The organism is Pseudomonas sp. IT-93MI4 (genome assembly GCF_949767635.1).
GTDB lineage: Bacteria > Pseudomonadota > Gammaproteobacteria > Pseudomonadales > Pseudomonadaceae > Aquipseudomonas > Aquipseudomonas putida_A.
Window position 1 is genome coordinate 1 of the sequence record NZ_CATKPP010000057.1, and the last position, 19,172, is coordinate 19,172.

19 protein-coding genes are annotated in these 19,172 nt (G+C 61.4%); 10 read left to right on the forward strand and 9 right to left on the reverse strand.

Going from position 1 to position 19,172, the window contains the following annotated elements; translation table 11 throughout:
• Positions 1-7: 7 nt before the first annotated feature.
• From ACM6I7_RS24390 to arsC, 3 genes are read right to left on the reverse strand one after another with little or no spacing between them, the layout of a single operon-like run.
• Positions 8-433: a DUF2069 domain-containing protein gene (locus ACM6I7_RS24390; RefSeq protein WP_135296356.1), complete on the reverse strand. Its 426-nt coding sequence runs from the start codon at positions 431-433 to the stop codon at positions 8-10.
• A gap of 2 nt (positions 434-435) precedes the next feature.
• Positions 436-1,032, reverse strand: a complete 597-nt coding sequence (gene wrbA, locus ACM6I7_RS24395; RefSeq protein WP_115989123.1) for an NAD(P)H:quinone oxidoreductase — start codon at positions 1,030-1,032, stop codon at positions 436-438.
• On the reverse strand, positions 1,029-1,382 hold the full coding sequence (gene arsC, locus ACM6I7_RS24400) for an arsenate reductase (glutaredoxin) (RefSeq protein ID WP_096796798.1): 354 nt from the start codon (positions 1,380-1,382) through the stop codon (positions 1,029-1,031). The genes wrbA and arsC overlap by 4 nt, the downstream gene beginning before the upstream one ends.
• Before the next feature lie 114 nt (positions 1,383-1,496).
• Here arsC and ACM6I7_RS24405 point away from each other — a divergent pair, with 114 nt between their 5' ends.
• A complete protein-coding gene (locus ACM6I7_RS24405) occupies positions 1,497-1,964 on the forward strand; it encodes a TlpA disulfide reductase family protein (RefSeq protein ID WP_096796797.1) in 468 nt (155 codons plus the stop codon).
• A gap of 254 nt (positions 1,965-2,218) precedes the next feature.
• On the opposite strand, the gene ACM6I7_RS24410 is transcribed toward ACM6I7_RS24405, so the two are convergent.
• Together ACM6I7_RS24410 and ACM6I7_RS24415 are read right to left on the reverse strand one after the other, a co-directional pair.
• Positions 2,219-2,623: an META domain-containing protein gene (locus ACM6I7_RS24410; protein ID WP_047599708.1), complete on the reverse strand. Its 405-nt coding sequence runs from the start codon at positions 2,621-2,623 to the stop codon at positions 2,219-2,221.
• Entirely contained in the window at positions 2,623-3,057 is a 435-nt protein-coding gene (locus ACM6I7_RS24415; protein WP_025112952.1) for a hypothetical protein, read from the reverse strand. The genes ACM6I7_RS24410 and ACM6I7_RS24415 overlap by 1 nt, the downstream gene beginning before the upstream one ends.
• A gap of 133 nt (positions 3,058-3,190) precedes the next feature.
• Here ACM6I7_RS24415 and ACM6I7_RS24420 point away from each other — a divergent pair, with 133 nt between their 5' ends.
• Complete coding sequence (locus ACM6I7_RS24420; protein WP_027612298.1) at positions 3,191-3,631, forward strand: hypothetical protein; 441 nt, start codon at positions 3,191-3,193, stop codon at positions 3,629-3,631.
• A gap of 12 nt (positions 3,632-3,643) precedes the next feature.
• On the opposite strand, the gene ACM6I7_RS24425 is transcribed toward ACM6I7_RS24420, so the two are convergent.
• Positions 3,644-4,633 (reverse strand): 2-hydroxyacid dehydrogenase, encoded by a 990-nt coding sequence (locus ACM6I7_RS24425; protein WP_027612299.1) that lies wholly within the window; start codon positions 4,631-4,633, stop codon positions 3,644-3,646.
• A gap of 83 nt (positions 4,634-4,716) precedes the next feature.
• Positions 4,717-7,470 carry a response regulator gene (locus ACM6I7_RS24430; RefSeq protein ID WP_027612300.1) on the reverse strand — a complete coding sequence of 918 codons (2,754 nt, stop codon included), beginning with the start codon at positions 7,468-7,470 and terminating at the stop codon, positions 4,717-4,719.
• A 217-nt stretch (positions 7,471-7,687) separates the two neighbouring features.
• On the opposite strand from ACM6I7_RS24430, the gene ACM6I7_RS24435 reads away from it, so the two are divergent.
• The 8 genes from ACM6I7_RS24435 to ACM6I7_RS24470 all read left to right on the forward strand — a co-directional run bounded on the left by ACM6I7_RS24435 (position 7,688) and on the right by ACM6I7_RS24470 (position 17,289).
• Positions 7,688-8,410: a response regulator transcription factor gene (locus ACM6I7_RS24435; RefSeq protein ID WP_414889427.1), complete on the forward strand. Its 723-nt coding sequence runs from the start codon at positions 7,688-7,690 to the stop codon at positions 8,408-8,410.
• Positions 8,397-9,821: a histidine kinase sensor domain-containing protein gene (locus ACM6I7_RS24440; RefSeq protein WP_414889428.1), complete on the forward strand. Its 1,425-nt coding sequence runs from the start codon at positions 8,397-8,399 to the stop codon at positions 9,819-9,821. The genes ACM6I7_RS24435 and ACM6I7_RS24440 overlap by 14 nt, the downstream gene beginning before the upstream one ends.
• 182 nt (positions 9,822-10,003) lie before the next feature.
• Entirely contained in the window at positions 10,004-11,026 is a 1,023-nt protein-coding gene (locus tag ACM6I7_RS24445; RefSeq protein WP_414889429.1) for a PDDEXK nuclease domain-containing protein, read from the forward strand.
• Between the two features lie 109 nt (positions 11,027-11,135).
• The gene (cysM, locus tag ACM6I7_RS24450) at positions 11,136-12,038 is read left to right on the forward strand and encodes a cysteine synthase CysM (RefSeq protein ID WP_027612303.1); all 903 of its coding nucleotides are present in this window, start codon (positions 11,136-11,138) and stop codon (positions 12,036-12,038) included.
• Complete coding sequence (gene rlmD / locus ACM6I7_RS24455) at positions 12,038-13,414, forward strand: 23S rRNA (uracil(1939)-C(5))-methyltransferase RlmD (RefSeq protein ID WP_414889430.1); 1,377 nt, start codon at positions 12,038-12,040, stop codon at positions 13,412-13,414. Before cysM ends, rlmD begins: the two co-directional genes overlap by 1 nt.
• Positions 13,415-13,515: 101 nt before the next feature.
• The gene (gene relA, locus ACM6I7_RS24460; RefSeq protein WP_027612305.1) at positions 13,516-15,759 is read left to right on the forward strand and encodes a GTP diphosphokinase; all 2,244 of its coding nucleotides are present in this window, start codon (positions 13,516-13,518) and stop codon (positions 15,757-15,759) included.
• Positions 15,760-15,886: 127 nt separating this feature from the next.
• Positions 15,887-16,720 (forward strand): nucleoside triphosphate pyrophosphohydrolase, encoded by an 834-nt coding sequence (gene mazG / locus ACM6I7_RS24465; RefSeq protein ID WP_414889528.1) that lies wholly within the window; start codon positions 15,887-15,889, stop codon positions 16,718-16,720.
• A gap of 26 nt (positions 16,721-16,746) precedes the next feature.
• Positions 16,747-17,289, forward strand: coding sequence for a DUF2058 domain-containing protein (locus ACM6I7_RS24470; protein WP_007968960.1), 543 nt, complete (start codon positions 16,747-16,749; stop codon positions 17,287-17,289).
• A gap of 70 nt (positions 17,290-17,359) precedes the next feature.
• On the opposite strand, the gene ACM6I7_RS24475 is transcribed toward ACM6I7_RS24470, so the two are convergent.
• Both ACM6I7_RS24475 and fabB read right to left on the reverse strand, forming a co-directional pair.
• Positions 17,360-17,548 (reverse strand): hypothetical protein, encoded by a 189-nt coding sequence (locus tag ACM6I7_RS24475; protein WP_095137166.1) that lies wholly within the window; start codon positions 17,546-17,548, stop codon positions 17,360-17,362.
• 392 nt (positions 17,549-17,940) lie between these two features.
• The gene (gene fabB, locus ACM6I7_RS24480) at positions 17,941-19,161 is read right to left on the reverse strand and encodes a beta-ketoacyl-ACP synthase I (RefSeq protein ID WP_007968959.1); all 1,221 of its coding nucleotides are present in this window, start codon (positions 19,159-19,161) and stop codon (positions 17,941-17,943) included.
• Positions 19,162-19,172: the final 11 nt, after the last annotated feature.

Genomic DNA, 19,172 nt, shown 5'->3' on the forward strand with positions numbered 1-19,172 from the left:
CGTCAGATCAGGCGACGCTGATCTCGCCTTCACCCGCCAGCTTGCGATTCAACTGATACCGCCACCGCACATACAGCAGCGCGGAGCAGAACAGCGCCAGGCTCGCGGCCATCTCCAGCACGCCAAACAGTTGCCGGTTCGGGTCATACGCTGCCAATGCGCCCTTGATGAAATACAGATTCACCACAAAGCACATCCACGAGTGCGCACGCGCGTTGCCCATCAGCATCCCCGGCGCGAGGATCAGCCACGGGATCAGCTCGACCAGCAGGATCACCCAAGGTCGGGCGCCGTGCAGGTCGGCGAACACCAGGTAGTAAGCGGCGAGCAGCCCGGCGAGGCCGAAGAAGCACAACAGGCTGACAATCCGCATCGCCTTGACGCGGGGTTCGAGCCACTCGACGGAGGGCAGGACTTTCGGCTTCTTCGCCACCCTCAGCCCTCCAGTTTTTGCGCGGTCTTGGCCAGGCGTGCGCCGAGTGCGCGACACAGCGCCATTTCGTGTTGATCCAGACCTTTCTTGCCATCGGCCCCGGCATGATGACTGGCGCCATACGGCGTACCGCCGCCCTGGGTTTCCAGCAGCGCCGACTCGCTGTACGGCAGGCCGGTGATCAGCATGCCGTGGTGCAACAGCGGCAGCATCATCGACAGCAGGGTGGTTTCCTGACCGCCGTGCAGGCTGGCGGTGGAGGTGAACACGCCGGCCGGTTTGCCAACCAGCGCGCCGGTCAGCCACAGGTTGCTGGTGCCGTCGAGGAAGTACTTGAGCGGTGCGGCCATGTTGCCGAAACGCGTCGGGCTGCCAAGGGCGAGGCCGGCGCAGTTCTTCAGGTCATCGAGGGTGGCGTAGAGCGCACCGTCTTCCGGGATGTCCGGGGCGACCGCCTCACACTCGCTGGAAATCGCCGGTACGGTACGCAGGCGCGCTTCGAGACCGGCCTGTTCGACACCGCGGGCGATCTGCCGGGCCATCTCGTTGGTCGAGCCGTTGCGGCTGTAATACAGAACCAGAATGTACGGCGCGCTCACGGCAGCAGCTCCAGCACATTTTCCGGCGGACGACCGATCACAGCCTTGTCGCCGACTTCGAGAATCGGTCGTTCCATCAGTTTTGGATGCTGGGCGATGGCGTCGATCAATTGCGCTTCGCTGAGGCTTTCGTCAGCCAGCTGAAGCATTTTGTATTCATCTTCTCCGCTGCGCAGCAACTGACGCGCGCTGATCCCGAGCTTGCCGAGCAGTGCCTTGATTTGCACTGCATTCAGCGGGGTTTCGAGGTAACGCACCACGTTCGGGGTCAGGCCACGGGCCTCAAGTAGTTCGAGCGCGCCGCGGGATTTCGAGCAGCGCGGATTGTGATAAAGCGTCAGATCGGTCATGGCGGGTCGCTTCTGGCGTAAAGTGGCGGCTATTCTAACTGTGCAGCGCGCAATCCAGAACCTTCAGAGGCGATGGGTCGCAGGCGCCTTCAATTTTTGACCAGGGAACATGACATGACACGGCGATTGGCAGCGGCATTGACGATAATCGGGGCGTTGATGCTGGGGGGCTGCGGCAATGACTACGGCATTGACCAGAATGGTCAGAAGGTCGCGTCCGAGCGTCTGGACAAACAATGGGTAGTCATCAATTACTGGGCCGAATGGTGTGGCCCGTGCCGCACGGAAATTCCGGAGCTCAATCATTTGGCGGACGAACTCAAGAGCAAGAACATCGGCGTGTTCGGGGTCAACTTCGACAACGTCCAGGGTGAAGACCTGAAGAGCGCCAGCGAGAAGCTGGGCATCAAGTTCACCGTGCTGGCGCAGGATCCGGCCGACCTGTTCGACCTGCCGCGCAGTGAGGCCTTGCCGGTGACTTACATCATCGACAACAAGGGAAAGGTGCGTGAGCAGTTGATGGGCGAGCAGACGGCGGCGGGGGTGATGGCCAAGCTTGAGGCGTTGCAGGCGACAAAGTGAGTTGAATGGGCTTTTGTGGCGAGGGAGCTTGCTCTCGCTGGGGCGCGAAGCGGCCCCAAACCCTGCTGACTCGGTGTCTCCGGCAACGCGCGGTTAACGGTTGTGCGACTGCTGCGCAGCCGAGCGGGAGCAAGCTCCCTCGCCACAGTAACTGGCGTTCAGAAAAAAGATCGCAGCCTGCGGCAGCTCCTACAAGGTCATGTGTACACCTGTAGGAGCTGCCGCAGGCTGCGATCTTTTCTACGGCTGAACGATCAGCCCTCTTCCAGCCACCAACGCAACGGCTTGCCTTGCGCCGGCCAGAAGCGCATCTGCTCGATCGGCGAGATGTCCCAGCGCTCAACGCCTTGCAGCGCCTGCAGGAAGCGTTGTTCCTGCTCCATCAGCGCCGGCGCGCAGAGTTTGCGGGTCTTGCCGATCGGGCCGAAGCTCAGCTTGTCGCCGTCGAGGGTGTACGGCGCGAACCAGTGGTTGCAACCGCCGTTGCCATATGCGCGGCCATCGTCACCAAGGGTCACGGTCAGATGGCTGTAATCCATCAATGGCCGCTCGCCGATCCACTCCAGAATGTAGCTGCGGTTCTGCTGCAATTGCACAGGCTCTGCGGCGCAGCCCACCAGAGCGGCACCGACCAGCAGCGGCAGGGCAAGGCGTTTCATCACGCAGGCTCCTGGCATTTCGGGCACAGGTGCTTGTCGCCGACGGCTTTCCAGCCCAGCTCGGCGATGCGCGCCGTGGCGGCCGGTTTCTCGGCGGTCTTGCCCAGCTTGGCGTCCACCGCGAACTCGAAGTTCAGCTCTTTGGCGCAGCTGTCGCAGTTGACCTGCCAGGTGTGGATCGCCAGTTCGCCGAATACCGGGCCGGTGGTCATCGCGGTCCATTGGCCCGGCGGATTGATCAGGTGGCGCACGGTGTCGACGGTCAGGCGCATGGACAAATCCTTGCTGCCTTTGAGGGTGACCAACAGGACGTCACCGTTGCGGATCGAGCCACCGTTGCCGGTGACCTGATAGCGGCCCGGTACGAGGGCGCGGCATTCGGTGAGGGTGTGTTGCGGGTTCATCAGGGTGTAGCGGAAATCGTGTTCGACCATGGGTCCTCCAAATCTGCGCGACATGCTAGCACGGGCTGGATTGCAGGATGGCGTACACGTGCGACCTTCGATCCGGTTCAAATCGTCCGGCGCTCATGGCAAACTGCCGCCCTTCACTCTGAGGGAACGGAACATGGCGCTGATCGAATGTTATGAATGCAAGCGGAGCATCAGCTCGGAAGCAAAGGCGTGCATTCATTGTGGTGCTCCGATGGCGCAGCAGCACGAGCACACACCGGCGCAAGCCGCCGCCGCGACGATTTCATTTGGCAGCCTGCCGCGCAACAAATCCGTGCCCGAGGCGTTTATCCCGCCAGCAGCCCCTGAGCCCGCGCCGCGCGTTTCACCGGCGGCGGTCGGTCGTCGCCGTCGGCAACGGGAACCCGCACCTCAACTTCAGCCCAACGCCGACGGTTCGCGGCCGGTGGAAGGCTGGTTGAAGATCATGGTGTTCCTGCTACCGATAGTCTTCGTCTGGTTCCTGCTGCGTAACGGTCATTCGATGAAGCAGCGCTTTTTCGGTTTTGGCTGGCTGGCGTTGCTGATCCTGGCCTCGTCGCTGTCGCCGAAGTAAACCGGCAAGCCTTCAACCTTCGACCTGGTTCTGCGGCGCGCCTGCGGCCCAGGTCGCGATGTTGTGCAGGGTGGTCGCGGCAATCGCGCCCAGCGCCTCATGGGTCAGAAACGCCTGATGGGCGGTGATGATCACGTTCGGGAAGGTCAGCAGCCGCGCCAATACGTCGTCCTGCAACGGCAAGTCGCTGCGATCCTCGAAAAACAGCTGCGCCTCTTCTTCATACACATCCAGTCCCAGATAGCCCAGTTGGCCGTCCTTCAAGGCGTCGATCAGCGCCGGCGTGTCGACCAGGCCGCCGCGTCCGGTGTTGATCAACATCGCCCCCGGTTGCAGGTGTGCCAGTGACTCGCGGTTGATCAAGTGTTTGCTCTGGGCGTTGAGTGGGCAGTGCAGGCTGATGATTCGTGACTGCGCGAGCAGCTCCGGCAGACTCAGGTAACGTGCGCCCAGCGCCACGACCTCAGGGTTTGGGTACGGGTCGTAGGCCAGCAATTGGCAACCGAAACCGTGCATGATTTTCGCGAACGTCGCGCCGATCTGCCCGGTGCCGACAATCCCCACGGTCTTGCCCACCAGATCGAAACCCGTCAGGCCGTGCAGCGTGAAATCGCCTTCGCGGGTGCGGTTGTAGGCGCGGTGCAGGCGTCGGTTGAGTGCCAGAATCAGCGCCACCGCGTGTTCGGCCACCGCATGTGGCGAGTAGGCAGGTACCCGCACCACGGCCAGCCCGAGGCGTTTTGCCGCGAGCAGATCGACATGGTTGTAGCCCGCCGAGCGCAGGGCGATCAGCTGTGTGCCACCGGCGGCGAGGCGCTCCAGCACCGGCGCACTGAGATCGTCATTGATGAAGGCGCAGACCACCTCATGCTGCTCGGCCAGGGCGGCGGTGTCGAGACTGAGCCGGGCCGGTTGAAAGTGCAGTTCTATCCCGGCCGGGCAGGCGGCGCCGAGGAAACTGTCGCGGTCGTAGGTCTGGCTGCTGAAAACGAGCGTGCGCATGAATTCCTCCTGGAACGGGGTGGCGAGTCAGCGTTGACGGCCACCACTTTAACGGCGGATGCCGCTGCCGGCATTGCCGTGGATCAGGCGCTGATCCTGGCTTGCGTCGCGAGTCGATTGATCGCCCGCTCCAGTTCTTCCAGCGCCACCACTGCCTTCGGATCGCCCTGTTTGAGCAGGGTTTCACTGCGCTGACAGGCCGCGCGTAACTGCGGCACGCCACAATATCGGGTCGCACCGTGCAGGCGATGCACGCGCTCGATCAGTGCGTTCTGATCGCGGGCTTCACTGGCGGCACGAATGGCTTCGCGGTCAGCCTCCAGCGAGGCGAGCAACATGGCCAGCATGTCGGCTGCCAGATCGGCCTTGCCGGCGGCCAGACGCAAGCCTTCTTCGTGGTCGAGCACCGGCAACTCATTGCCACCCGCCGCGCTGTCGCTGGCCCGTTCCGTTCCTTGATTGCGCAAGGCCAGACCGGTCCACTTCAGCACCACTTGCGCCAGTTGCCGCTCGCTGATCGGCTTGGTCAGATAGTCATCCATGCCGCTTTGCAGCAAGGCGCGTTTTTCGTTGGCCATGGCGTGGGCGGTGAGGGCGACGATCGGCAGCGGTGTGCTATGCCGTTCGCTTTCCCACTGGCGAATGGTTTCGGTGGTCTGGCGTCCGTCCATGCCCGGCATCTGTACATCCATCAGCACCAGATCGAAGGACTCGCTCTGCACCGCTTTGACTGCTGCGTAGCCGCTTTCCACGGCCAGAACCTTGGCGCCCATGTCTTCGAGCAGGGTCTGCACCAGCAACAGGTTGGCCGGGTTGTCGTCGACGCACAGCACTTTCGGTGCACGGCTCGACAGCGGCTCACCCGGCTCGTTACGCGGCTGGCGTGGATTGGCCAGATCGGCCAACGCTCGACGCAGTTTGCGCGTGCAGGCTGGTTTGGCTTGCAGCTGGCTGTGCGGGTTGGGCACCGAGAGATGGAACAGCGTCTGTTCGGTGGTCGGGCACAGCACCAGCACTTTGCAACCGAGGTGTTCGAGATCCCAGATGTGCTGGTTCAGGCGCTCCGGGAGCATATCGTTGCTGGTGATGCCGAGCACCGCAAGGTCGATCGCCTGATCGGTCTGGTGTGCGCCAGTGACGCCGTTGGTCAGGCTCTCCAGCGTATTGAACGGCGTGACGTCGAGGCCGCAGTCTTCCAGTTGATGCTGCAGCGCCTGACGTGCCAGTTCGTGATTTTCCAGCACCGCCACGCGACGCCCGAGCAGTGGCGGGCCCGGCAGGTCTTCGCTGTCGTCGCGGGTTTTCGGCAGGCTCAGGCTGATCCAGAATTCCGAGCCTTCGCCCGGGGTGCTGTCGACGCCGATTTCGCCACCCATCTGTTCGATCAGACGCTTGGAGATCACCAGACCCAGACCGGTACCGCCGGGTTGGCGCGACAGCGAGTTGTCGGCCTGACTGAATGCCTGGAACAACGCGCGCACGTCCTGACTCGACAGGCCGATGCCGGTGTCCTGAATGCTGATGCGCAACTGCACGCTGTCTTCGTGTTCTTCTTCAAGCATGGCGCGGGCGACGATGGTGCCTTCGCGGGTGAATTTGATCGCGTTGCTGACCAGGTTGGTGAGGATCTGCTTGAGGCGCAGCGGGTCGCCGACCAGTGACAGCGGCGTATCGCGATAGACCAGACTCACCAGCTCCAATTGCTTGGCGTGGGCGGCCGGGGCCAGGATGGTCAGGGTGTCCTGCAGCAGATCGCGCAGGTTGAACGGGATGTGGTCGAGCACCAGTTTGCCGGCCTCGATCTTCGAGAAATCGAGAATCTCGTTGATGATCCCCAGCAGGCTGTCGGCGGACTTTTCGATGGTGCCCAGATAGTCGAGCTGGCGCGGGGTCAGTTCGCTTTTCTGCAACAGATGCGTGAAACCGAGAATGCCGTTGAGCGGCGTGCGGATCTCATGGCTCATGTTGGCGAGGAACTCGGATTTGATCCGGCTCGCCTCCAGTGCTTCTTTGCGCGCCAGGTCCAGTTCGATGTTCTGGATCTCGATGGTTTCCAGATTCTGCCGCACGTCTTCGGTGGCCTGATCGACGCTGTGCTGCAGTTCTTCGCGAGCGTTCTGCAAGGTGCCGGCCATGCGGTTGATGCCCGAGGCGAGCTCGTCCAGTTCCTGACTGCCGAGCGGTGGCAGGCGGGTTTCCAGATGACCGTCCTTGAGCTGGGCAACTGCCTGTTTGATCTGGCTCAGCGGGCGGTTGATGGTGCGGCCCATGCGCAACGCGAGCAGGGCCGCGCCCGCCAGACCGGCGGCAATCAACAGCAGGCTGGCAAACAGGCTGCGATAACCGCGCAGCAGCATGCCGTTGTGCGACAGCTCCAGTTCGACCCAGCCGAGCAGACGGTCGGATTCTTCGGGGATCAGATCACCAGCGAGGTTGCGATGCTTGCCGAACACCGGCATCAGGTAACGGGTGGCGTCATTGCCGCTGCGCCGTTGCAGTTGTGCACTGTCACCGCTGGGCGCCTGATTGAGCATGGTCGGGCCGGCGTGCGCCAGCGGTGTGCGGTCGGGGGCGAGGAAGGTGACGGCGCGCACGTCGGGTTGTTCGAGGGACTGGGTGGCGATGCGTTCGAGCAGATCGGTGTTGCCATGGCCCATGGCGGGCGCCACCAGCGGCGCCAGTTGTTCGGCGATCATTTCACCGCGCTGCATCAATTGGGTCTGCAAATCGGACTGTTGCATCCAGGTGAAATAGCCACCGAGCACCAACGCCATCAGGCTGGTGGGCAACAGGGTCAGCAACAACACGCGACCTTTGATTCCCAGTTTCTTGAGCACACCCATCTCCTGCATCCCGCTGAACTGTTGACTCGCACGTGCGTCCGGCACGCGACATTGGCGCAGTGTAGCGATTTGCAGGCAGGCAATCTTCGGAAAAATCATGTCGCCATTGGTCGGCGCGGCTTGGCGCGTTTGTCCGGCCGGTCAAGCTTGGGTTGCCCGATGGCGGGCAATCTTGAATAATCGGCCAACTGAGAATTATTAGCAGATACTCATGACTCCTGTTTCCACCGACCTGCCACGCATTCTCGCCATTGAGGACGACCCGGTGCTGGGCGCCTATGTTCACGAGCATCTGGGCCGCAGCGGCTTTGCGGTGACCTGGTGCCAGAACGGTCAGGAAGGGCTGAACATTGCGCGTCACCAGCCGTTCGACGTGGTGCTGATGGACATTCTGCTGCCGGGGCTCGACGGCCTGAAGGTGCTGACGCAGTTGCGCCAGAGCCATTCGACGCCGGTGCTGCTGATGTCGGCGCTGGGCGCCGAGGCCGATCGCATCAGCGGTTTTCGCCTGGGCGCCGATGATTACCTGCCCAAGCCGTTCAGCATGGCCGAGCTGCATGTGCGGATCGAAGCGATCCTGCGCCGGGTGGCGCTGGATCGACGTCCGGCAGCGATTGCCCCGGCTGCGATCCACGGCGCGCTGCGTTTCGACGACGAACAGTGCGAAGTCTTCTATAACCAGCATGCTGCCGGCCTGACCCGCAGCGAATACCGTCTGCTGGAAACCCTCAATCGCAACGACGAAGAAGTGCTGAGCAAGGCCTTCCTTTATCAGCATGTGCTGCAACGCGGCTACGCGGCCCACGACCGCAGCCTCGACATGCACATCAGCCAGATCCGCCGCAAACTCAAGGCCATCGGTTACGCCGAACGGGAAGTGCGCACGGTGTGGGGCAAGGGTTATGTGCTGAGTGCCACCGATGAAAATCTCTGACCTGCCGGGGCGGCATTCGCTGTTCTGGAAACTGGCGTGTCTGCTGGTGGCGTTCTGTCTGCTGATGATCTGGCTGAGCTGGTCCTGGGGCCGCTACATGGAAGAGCGCAACCAGTATCTCTCCGACGAGGCGCGCGGCACCCTCAGCCGCTATGCCGGCGAAGCCGAGCGGGCGTGGCAGCGCGGTGAGCGTGACGGGGTCGATAACTGGTTGCAGAGCATGGAGCTGCGCGAAGCCGCCTGGGTCGGGGTGATCGACCGCAATTTGCAGTCGTTGAGCAGCGATCCGCTGAATGAACAGGAAATCCAGCACCTGACCTTTTTGCGTGGGCTCGACTGGCCGATCCACAAGAAGGGCCGGCCGTGGCTGCGTGTACCGTTTCCGCAGAATCCGTCCGCCGGCAGTCTGGTAATCGAGTTGCCCGAGCGCTTCCTGCCGGGGAAATACCGGGTGTTCTGGCGGGTGATCACCAACGGGGTGATTCCGGGGCTGTTCACTCTGTTGCTGTGTGTCGGCCTGTATCGCTTGCTGGTGGTGCCGCTGAACAATCTACGCAAGCAGGCCAATGCGTGGCGTGCCGACCAATTGAATGTGCGTCTGTCGAGCGGCATTACCCAGCGCCCGGACGAACTCGGTGAACTGGCGCGGGCCTTCGATTCAATGTCCGAACGCCTGCAATCCACCGTCGCCTTGCAACAGCAATTGCTGCGCGACCTGTCCCATGAACTGCGCACGCCGCTGAGCCGGCTGCGGGTGGCCAGTGAAAGCGAACAGGATCTACGGCAACTGCGCGAGCGCATCGGCCGTGAAGTCGACGGCATGCAACGACTGGTCGAAGACACCCTGCAACTGGCGTGGCTCGACACCGAGCGTGCGCCGCTGCCTGACGAAGCGATCCAGATTCAGGCGCTGTGGGAAATGCTCACCGACAACGCCTGTTACGAAAGCGGCTGGCCGAGCCTGCAATTGCAGTGCGCGGTGCCCGCGTCGTGCTGGGTGCGCGGCAATCTCAACACCCTGGCACAAGCGCTGGAAAACATTCTGCGCAACGCCATTCGGCATTCGCCCGAGGGCGGCATCGTGCGCCTCGATGGACGGCGTGACGGCGATTACTGGCATTTGTGGCTGGAGGATCAGGGCGGCGGGGTGGCCGAGGGCGATCTGCAACGGATCTTCTCGCCCTTCACCCGCCTCGACGGCTCGCGCCCGGGGGACGGCGGTTTTGGGCTGGGGCTGAGCATTGCGAGGAATGCGGTGCAGCGTCAGGGTGGGATGGTGTGGGCGGAGAATGGTGGGGCGGGGTTGCGCTTGAATTTGCGCCTGGTGGCTGACGATGATGTCGCATCGACTGATGCTATCGCGAGCAGGCTCGCTCCTACACTGGAACTCGTTTCGCCACCGAACGTGTGAACAACGCAGATCTCCTGTAGGAGTGAGCCTGCTCGCGATGGGGAATTTCGCTTCACCACTGTAAGCCAGTGCGGGAGGGATCTCGTATTTTTGTACGACCTTTCCTAAAGGAGTTTATCGACGTTTTAACCCGTTCTTGACCGTTTACTCTCGGGGCTCCGCTCGTCCTCAAGGAACTGGTCATGACTGCAACTGACATCCCCGGCAATACCTCCGATAACCGTTTCAATGAAGTACTGGCGCTGATTCAGAACGCCAGGCAGCAAGCCGTGCAAGCAGTAAATACTCAACTGATCGAGTTGTACTGGCAGGTGGGGGGTTACATCAGCCGCAAGATCGCTCGCGCTGAGTGGGGCGATGCGGTGGTTAGGCAACTGGCCGAACATCTGGCTCGAACGCAGCCAGGGCTGCGTGGGTTTACCCGTTCGAACTTGTTCCGCATGTGCCAGTTCTACGAGACTTATCACGCTGAAGAAAAAGTCGCACCACTGGTGCGACAATTGTCTTGGTCTCACAATTTGATCATTCTCAGCCAAAGCAAACGTTCAGAAGAACGCGAGTTCTACGTCCGCATGGCTATTCAGGAAAAGTGGTCAAAGCGCGAACTCGAACGCCAACTCAAGGCTGCGCTCTTCGAACGCAGCATCACCCAGCCCGCAAAGGCTTCTGCTGTCCTCAAACAGACTCATCCCGCCGCACTCGAGATCTTCCGTGACGCCTACATGGTCGAATTTCTCGACCTGCCCGGCGTACACGCCGAGACCGATCTGCACCAAGGTTTGCTGGGGCGACTGAAGGAGTTTCTGATCGAGTTGGGGCGCGATTTCTGCTTCGTCGGCTCGAAGTATCCGGTACAAGTTGGCGGTCGTGATTTCGCCCTTGATCTGCTGTTCTTCCATCGTGGGCTCAACTGTCTTGTCGCCATCGAGCTCAAGGTCGGACGTTTTGAACCTGAATATCTGGGCAAGCTGAATTTCTATCTTGAAGCGCTGGATCGCGGCGTTCGCAAGCCTCACGAGAATCCGGCCATCGGCGTATTGCTTTGCGCCAGCAAGGAGGACGAGGTAGTCGAATATGCCCTCAATCGCAGTTTGTCTGCGGCACTGATCGCGGAATATCAGGTGCAGTTGCCAGACAAACAATTGCTGCAAGCCAAATTGCACGAGTTCTATGCCATGAATGTCGCAGGAGAAGAGGAAGGCTGAGCCATCTGCTTATTCCCAGAAACCATAAGCACCGCACTTTGCGTGATATGGCCTGCGAACGTTTGCCGGTATGATAGGCGCCCCCGCACGTCTGGATTGCGAATACGCCATGACCCTGCAGTACCCAACCATCGCCGATTGCGTCGGCAACACTCCGCTGGTGCGTTTGCAGCGCCTGCCCGGTGCCACCAGCAACACCCTATTGCTCAAGCTCGAAGGGAACAACCCGGCGGGCTCGGTCAAGGACCGTCCGGCGCTGTCGATGATCACCCGTGCCGAACTGCGCGGGCAGATCCACGCCGGTGACACGCTGATCGAAGCGACCTCGGGCAACACCGGGATTGCGCTGGCCATGGCCGCCGCGATCAAGGGTTACAAGATGATTCTGATCATGCCGGACAACTCCAGTGCCGAACGTAAAGCGGCGATGACCGCTTACGGTGCCGAGCTGATTCTGGTCAGTCAGGAAGAGGGCATGGAAGGCGCTCGCGATCTCGCCCAGCGGATGGAAGCCGAAGGCCGTGGCAAAGTGCTTGATCAGTTCGCCAACGGCGATAATCCGGAGGCGCACTACACCACCACCGGCCCGGAAATCTGGCGTCAGACCCAGGGCACCATCACCCATTTCGTCAGTTCGATGGGCACCACCGGCACCATCATGGGCGTCTCGCGCTACTTGAAAGAGCAGAGCGACAGCGTGCAGATCATCGGGCTGCAACCGATGGAAGGCTCGGCCATTCCCGGTATCCGTCGCTGGCCGCAGGAATACCTGCCGAAGATCTATCAGGCCGACCGCGTCGACCGTATTGTCGACATGGCGCAAAGCGAAGCCGAGGACGTCACCCGGCGTCTGGCCCGCGAAGAAGGCATCTTCTGTGGCGTGTCCTCGGGCGGTGCGGTGGCAGCCATGCTGCGCCTGTCCAAAGAAGTTGAAAACGCGGTGATCGTCGCGATCATCTGCGACCGTGGCGACCGTTATCTGTCGACCGGCATTTTCGACGCGCCCAACTGATGGCCAAGCACGAGAGAGGCCTGCGCTTCCAGCCCACCGGCGGCAGCAAGGCCGCGCAAATTCCGACCGGCAAAAAACAGCGCTTGAACATCGAGCGCCTGGCCAATGACGGTCGCGGCATCGCGTTTTTCGAAGGCAAAACCTGGTTCGTCCTCGGCGCCCTCGCCGGTGAAGAGGTCGAGGCGCGGGTACTTGGCGCCCACGGCAAAGTGGTTGAAGCGCGCACCGAGCGCGTGTTCAAGGCCAGCGAGTTGCGTCGCCCGGCAGCCTGTCAGCATGCCGGCCGCTGCGGCGGGTGCAGCGTGCAGCATTTGCCCCACGCCGAACAGCTTGCCCTGAAACAGCGCATGCTCGCCGAGCAGTTGTCGAAGGTTGCCGGGGTCGCGCCTGACGAATGGGCTGCGCCCTTGACCGGCCCGGAATTCGGCTATCGCCGCCGCGCGCGGATCGCCGTGCGCTGGGACATGAAAGCCAAGCAGCTTGAAGTCGGTTTCCGCGCTGCCGGCAGTCAGGACATCGTCGCCATCAACGAATGCCCGGTGCTGGTACAGCCCTTGCAACCGATCATGACCCGTTTGCCGGAGATGCTCCGTCGTTTGAGCAAACCGCAGGCGCTGGGGCATGTCGAGTTGTTCAGTGGTTCATCGCTGGCGGTGTTGTTGCGACACATGGCGCCACTGTCCGAAGCCGACCTGACGATCCTCAAGGATTTCTGCCAGTTCCATCAGGCGCAACTGTGGCTGCATGGCGACGGCGAGCCGCAACCGGTGGATGCCACGCAGTCGCTGGGTTATCGCCTGGAGCAGTGGGATCTGGATCTGGCCTGGCGCCCGGGGGATTTCATTCAGGTCAACGCCGGGGTCAATGAGGCCATGGTCGCGCAGGCGCTGGACTGGCTGAAGCCGACCGGTGACGAGCGGGTACTCGACCTGTTCTGCGGTCTGGGCAACTTCGCCTTGCCGCTGGCCAAAAGCGTGCGCGAAGTGGTGGCGGTGGAGGGCGTGCAGACCATGGTCGACCGCGCCGCTGCGAATGCCGCTAGCAACAATTTGCATAACACAAAGTTTTTTCAAGCCGATTTATCCCAGCCTTTGACCGATGCTCAGTGGATCGGAAACGGCTTTTCTGCGGTACTCTTGGACCCACCGCGTGACGGTGCTTTCGAGGTGGTGCGCAAGCTCGCGACCCTGGGTGCCAAACGGTTGGTGTATGTATCGTGCAACCCTGCAACTCTGGCGCGCGATACGGTCGAATTGATCAGGCAGGGCTACCGGTTAAAACGTGCCGGGATTCTCGATATGTTTCCTCAGACGGCACATGTCGAGGCCATGGCGTTATTTGAAGCGAGCCAGGATGGCTCGTCTGAATCCGTCTGACCTGTCCGGGCGGCGCTCGCTTTAGCCCCGCGAGCGCATACGGGCGTTGAGGGTCAGCGATTTGACGCATTGAATCTGCGTCGTAGGGAAGGTAAAGCAGCATGGTACAGGTGAGAGCACACCAGCCGATCAACACTGACGGCAGTATCAATCTCGAGGCTTGGCTCGATCACGCGGTCAGTGTCGACATGGCACTGGATCGCGAAGCCTTGAAAGAAGCCTGCGAGTTCGCTCGCGAGGCCGAACAGCAGTCCAATGCCAAGAAGAATCTGTGGGCCGAAGGCTCCGGCAGTTTCAGCACGGGACTGGAGATCGCCGAGATCCTCGCCGATCTCAAACTCGATCAGGATTCGCTGGTCGCGGCGGTGCTTTATCGCGGTGTTCGCGAGGGCCAGATCGAGCTCGCGGCGGTCAGCCAGCGCTTCGGTCCCGTCGTGGCCAAACTGATCGACGGCGTGCAGCGCATGGCGGCGATCAGTGCCAGCCTCAGCCCGCGCCAGTCGATGGTGATGGGCACCCAAGGCCAGGTGGAAAACCTGCGCAAGATGCTGGTGGCGATGGTCGACGACGTTCGTGTCGCGCTGATCAAACTGGCCGAACGTACCTGCGCCATTCGCGCGGTGAAAACCGCTGACGACGAGAAGCGCAACCGCGTCGCCCGGGAAGTCTTCGACATCTATGCGCCGCTCGCGCATCGACTCGGCATCGGTCATATCAAGTGGGAACTGGAGGACTTGTCCTTCCGGTACCTGGAACCCGATCAATACAAACAGATCGCCAAGCTGCTCCACGAGCGACGGCTGGACCGTGAGCGGTTCATCAGCGATGTGATGACCCAGCTCAAGGACGAATTGCAGGCCACCGGCGTCGACGCCGATATCAGCGGCCGGGCCAAACACATCTATTCGATCTGGCGCAAAATGCAGCGCAAGGGTCTGGAATTCAGCCAGATCTACGACGTGCGTGCGGTGCGCGTGCTGGTGCCGGAAATGCGCGACTGCTACACCGCGCTCGGCATCGTCCACACCCTGTGGCGGCACATCCCGAAAGAATTCGACGACTATATCGCCAACCCGAAAGAGAACGGCTACCGCTCGTTGCACACCGCGGTAATCGGCCCGGAAGGCAAGGTTCTCGAAGTGCAGATTCGTACGCACTCGATGCACGAAGAGGCCGAGCTCGGCGTCTGCGCGCACTGGCGCTACAAGGGCACCGACGTCAAATCCGGCTCGAACCACTACGAAGAGAAAATCTCCTGGCTGCGGCAGGTGCTCGAATGGCACGAAGAGCTGGGCGACATCGGTGGTCTGGCCGAACAGCTGCGGGTCGATATCGAACCGGACCGGGTCTACATCTTCACCCCGGACGGTCATGCCATCGACTTGCCGAAGGGCGCGACGCCGCTGGACTTCGCTTACCGCGTGCACACCGAAATCGGGCACAACTGCCGTGGCGCGAAGATCAACGGGCGGATCGTGCCGCTCAACTACAGCCTGCAGACCGGTGAGCAGGTCGAGATCATCACCAGCAAGCACGGTACGCCGAGCCGCGACTGGCTGAACCCGAACCTGGGCTACGTCACCACCTCGCGGGCGCGGGCGAAGATCGTTCACTGGTTCAAGTTGCAGGCCCGTGACCAGAACGTCGCGGCCGGTAAAACCCTGATCGAGCGCGAACTCAATCGCCTCGGTCTGCCGGCGGTGGATTTCGACAAGCTGGCCGAAAAGGCCAACATGAAAACCGCCGAAGACATGTTCGCCGCCCTCGGTGCCGGCGATTTGCGTCTGGCGCAACTGGTCAACCTCGCACAGCAACTGGTCGAGCCGGAACGCGGCAACGAACAGCTGGAGCTGATCCCGCGCAAGGCCACCGGCTACAAGCCGGGCAAGCGCGGCGACATTCAGATCCAGGGTGTCGGCAACCTGATGACGCAGATGGCTGGCTGCTGCCAGCCGCTGCCGGGCGACGCGATCGTCGGCTACATCACTCAGGGTCGTGGCGTGAGCATTCACCGGCAAGACTGCGCCTCGGTGCTGCAACTGGCCGGGCGCGAGCCGGAGCGGATCATCCAGGTCAGCTGGGGCCCGGTGCCGGTGCTCACCTATCCGGTGGACATCGTCATCCGCGCCTACGACCGTTCCGGTCTGCTGCGGGACGTCTCGCAGGTGCTGCTCAACGAGCGGATCAACGTGCTGGCGGTCAATACCCGCTCGAACAAGGAAGACAACACCGCGCTGATGTCGCTGACCATCGAGATTCCCGGGCTGGATGCGCTGGGACGCTTGCTGGGGCGGATTTCGCAGTTGCCGAACATCATCGAGACGCGGCGTAACCGTACTCCGTGATGTCGTTTTTCTGTGGGAGCGAGCCTGCTCGCGAAGAGGGTGTGTCAGCCGACAAGGTTGTTGCAGACACACCGCTTTCGCGAGCAGGCTCGCTCCCACAATGGTTTTGTGGTGAGACAGAAAAATGATGCACAGCCTTGAAGACCTGCTCCACCTGATGAACCGTCTGCGCGACCCGCAGTACGGTTGCCCGTGGGACATCAAGCAAACCTACGCGACCATCGTCCCGCACACCCTCGAAGAAGCCTACGAAGTGGCCGACGCCATCGAGCGGGGCGACTTCGATCACTTGCAGGGCGAACTGGGCGATCTGCTGTTTCAGGTGGTTTATTACAGCCAGTTGGCCAAGGAAGAAGGGCGCTTCGAATTCGCCGGGGTGATCGACAGCATCACCCGCAAGCTGATCCGCCGCCATCCGCACGTGTTCCCCACCGGCGATCTGTATGCGCCGCTGGACGTACCATGCCTGAGCGAAGAGCAGGTCAAGCAGCGCTGGGAAGAGATCAAGGCCGAAGAACGCGCCGAGAAATCCGCCGCGCCCGAGCAGCTGTCACTGCTCGATGATGTACCTGCCGCGCTGCCGGCACTGTCGCGTTCGGCCAAGTTGCAAAAGCGTGCCGGGCAGGTCGGTTTCGACTGGCCGGATGCGTTGCCGGTGCTGGACAAAGTGCGCGAAGAGCTCGATGAAGTGCTCGAAGCCATGTCCGAAAACGATCCGCAAGCGGTGGCCGACGAGATCGGCGATCTGCTGTTTTCCGTGGTCAATCTGGCCCGGCACCTGAAGGTCGATCCGGAAACCGCGCTGCGTGGCGCCAACGCCAAGTTTGAAAGACGTTTCCGTTTTATCGAACAGGCATTGCGCGACACCCGTCGTCCCATGGAAGATTGCACCCTCGAAGAGTTGGACGCCCTGTGGGGTGAAGCCAAACGTCAGGAAAAGAATTTGCCCAGCTGCGGCTGAGCCGTTGCCCAAGTGAGTAAGCATTAATGAGCCTTTCCCTTCGCGACCAGTTGCTCAAAGCAGGTCTGGTCAACCAAAAGCAGGCCAAGCAGGTCAGCAAAGACAAGCAGAAGCAACAGCGTCTGGCCCACAAAGGGCAGGCCGAGCTGGATGATTCGCAGCAGCGCGCCGCTCAGGAAGCCATGGCCGAGAAGGTCAAGCGCGACCAGGAGTTGAACCGTCAGCAGCAGGAGAAAGCCGAGGCCAAGGCCCGTGCCGCGCAGGTCAAACAGTTGATCGAAGTCTCGCGTCTGCCGAAGCTGACCACTGAGGACTACTACAACTTCGTCGACGACAAGAAGGTCAAGCGCATCTCGGTCAATACGTTGATGCGCAACAAGCTCAGCAGCGGCTCGCTGGCGATCGTGCACCATGCCGGCGGCTACGAAGTGATCCCTCGTGAAGCGGCCCTGAAGATCCAGGAGCGCGACCCGCAACGTATCGTGCAGCTCAACGTGCAGACCGAAGAGGTCAATGCCGAAGACGATCCGTACGCGGCCTATCAGATCCCGGATGACCTGATGTGGTAAACCGATAAAGCTGTAATAACGACAAACCCCGCTCATGGCGGGGTTTGTCGTTTTCAATGCTGTGGTTGCTTCAGGCGGATTTCAGATCCCGCTGCTGTTCCTGCAGTTCAAGTTCGGCCTTGTAGTTGTGGGCATCGATCTCGTTGTGGAACATGCCGACCAGCAAGTCTTGTTGATGCACATCCCAGATGCGGATACCGGCGGCTACGCCTTCGTGGGACATGTGTGAATCGTCGCGTTCAGTTACTTTTACAGTCATCTGCTAGCTCCAAATCTCAAGTTATCTGCAGCAAGGCGTGTGCAGGGCTCTTTTATATGATTTGTTAGCTTGCTAAGTAAACGCTTGATTTGCGCAAGGTATTGTTGCGGTTTTTGCAACAGTGCTGCAGCCCGCGTAATCCGCGACATTCGGTCGCAGGGCGGGAAGTTTCATGACAGAAGTTTCATTTTAAGGCGCACTGATATCCCCTGTGGGAGCGGGCTTGCTCGCGAAAGCGGAGTGTCAGTCGCCACCTTCATACCTGAGCCAACGCTTTCGCGAGCAAGCCCGCTCCCACAAGGGAAAGCGGAGTGCCTGGCGACTTTCTGCAGACGAAAAAAAACGCCCCGAACCAGTCGGGGCGTTTTCATGTGTGGCTCAGCAGCGGGGGCTTACTTGCCTTCCCAACGCTTCAGCACCAGCGTGGCGTTAGTGCCGCCGAAGCCGAAGCTGTTGCTCATCACGGTGTTGATGGTGGCGTTTTCGCGGGTCTTGGTCAGCACCGGCAGATCGGCCACTTCAGGGTCCAGTTCGTCGATGTTGGCGGAGCCGGCGATGAAGTTGCCTTCCATCATCAGCATGCAGTAGATCGCTTCGTGAACGCCGGCGGCGCCCAGGGAGTGACCGGACAGGCTCTTGGTCGAGCTGATCGCTGGAGCCTTGTCGCCGAACACTTCACGCACACCTTTCATTTCCGCGACGTCGCCGACCGGAGTCGAGGTGCCGTGGGTGTTCAGGTAGTCGATCGGGGTGTCGACGGTGGACATTGCCATCTGCATGCAGCGGATCGCGCCTTCGCCACTTGGGGCAACCATGTCGTAGCCGTCGGACGTTGCGCCGTAGCCAACGATTTCGGCGTAGATCTTGGCACCACGGGCCAGAGCGTGTTCCAGCTCTTCAACCACGACCATGCCGCCACCGCCAGCGATGACGAAACCGTCACGGTCGGCGTCGTAGGCGCGGGAGGCTTGCTCCGGGGTGTCGTTGCGCTTGCTGGACAGGGCGCCCATCGCGTCGAACAGGAACGACTGGCTCCAGTGCTCTTCTTCACCGCCACCGGCGAAGACGATGTCCTGCTTGCCCATCTGGATCTGTTCCATGGCGGTACCGATGCAGTGAGCACTGGTGGCGCAGGCAGAAGCGATGGAGTAGTTCAGGCCCTTGATCTTGAACGGCGTGGCCAGGCACGCGGAAACGGTGCTGCTCATGGTCCGCGTTACACGGTATGGGCCAACGCGTTTTACGCCTTTCTCGCGCAGGATGTCCAGCGCTTCCATCTGGTTCAGGGTCGACGCGCCGCCCGAGCCGGCGATCAGGCCGGTACGCGGGTTGGACACTTGCTCTTCGGTCAGGCCGGAGTCAGTGATCGCGTCTTTCATGGCCAGGTAGGCGTAAGCCGCTGCGTGGCCGACGAAACGATAGATCTTGCGATCGATCAGCTCTTCAAGGTTGAGGTCGATTGAGCCGGAAACCTGGCTACGCAGACCCATTTCAGCATATTCCGGGTTGAACCGGATGCCAGGGCGGCTTGCACGCAGGTTAGCGGAGACGGTCTCTTTGTCATTGCCCAGGCACGAAACAATGCCCAGACCAGTGATAACGACGCGGCGCATGCGAATAACCC

Excerpts from the sequence above, each read along its gene's own strand:
- ACM6I7_RS24415 (WP_025112952.1), bottom strand. The coding sequence starts at position 3,057 with ATGGTCGAACACGATTTCCGCTACACCCTGATGAACCCGCAACACACC.
- ACM6I7_RS24420 (WP_027612298.1), top strand. The coding sequence starts at position 3,191 with ATGGCGCTGATCGAATGTTATGAATGCAAGCGGAGCATCAGCTCGGAA.
- ACM6I7_RS24425 (WP_027612299.1), bottom strand. The coding sequence starts at position 4,633 with ATGCGCACGCTCGTTTTCAGCAGCCAGACCTACGACCGCGACAGTTTC.
- rlmD (WP_414889430.1), top strand. The coding sequence starts at position 12,038 with ATGGCCAAGCACGAGAGAGGCCTGCGCTTCCAGCCCACCGGCGGCAGC.
- ACM6I7_RS24410 (WP_047599708.1), bottom strand. The coding sequence starts at position 2,623 with ATGAAACGCCTTGCCCTGCCGCTGCTGGTCGGTGCCGCTCTGGTGGGC.
- relA (WP_027612305.1), top strand. The coding sequence starts at position 13,516 with ATGGTACAGGTGAGAGCACACCAGCCGATCAACACTGACGGCAGTATC.
- ACM6I7_RS24405 (WP_096796797.1), top strand. The coding sequence starts at position 1,497 with ATGACACGGCGATTGGCAGCGGCATTGACGATAATCGGGGCGTTGATG.
- mazG (WP_414889528.1), top strand. The coding sequence starts at position 15,887 with ATGCACAGCCTTGAAGACCTGCTCCACCTGATGAACCGTCTGCGCGAC.
- fabB (WP_007968959.1), bottom strand. The coding sequence starts at position 19,161 with ATGCGCCGCGTCGTTATCACTGGTCTGGGCATTGTTTCGTGCCTGGGC.
- arsC (WP_096796798.1), bottom strand. The coding sequence starts at position 1,382 with ATGACCGATCTGACGCTTTATCACAATCCGCGCTGCTCGAAATCCCGC.
- ACM6I7_RS24445 (WP_414889429.1), top strand. The coding sequence starts at position 10,004 with ATGACTGCAACTGACATCCCCGGCAATACCTCCGATAACCGTTTCAAT.
- ACM6I7_RS24435 (WP_414889427.1), top strand. The coding sequence starts at position 7,688 with ATGACTCCTGTTTCCACCGACCTGCCACGCATTCTCGCCATTGAGGAC.
- cysM (WP_027612303.1), top strand. The coding sequence starts at position 11,136 with ATGACCCTGCAGTACCCAACCATCGCCGATTGCGTCGGCAACACTCCG.
- ACM6I7_RS24440 (WP_414889428.1), top strand. The coding sequence starts at position 8,397 with ATGAAAATCTCTGACCTGCCGGGGCGGCATTCGCTGTTCTGGAAACTG.
- ACM6I7_RS24475 (WP_095137166.1), bottom strand. The coding sequence starts at position 17,548 with ATGACTGTAAAAGTAACTGAACGCGACGATTCACACATGTCCCACGAA.
- ACM6I7_RS24470 (WP_007968960.1), top strand. The coding sequence starts at position 16,747 with ATGAGCCTTTCCCTTCGCGACCAGTTGCTCAAAGCAGGTCTGGTCAAC.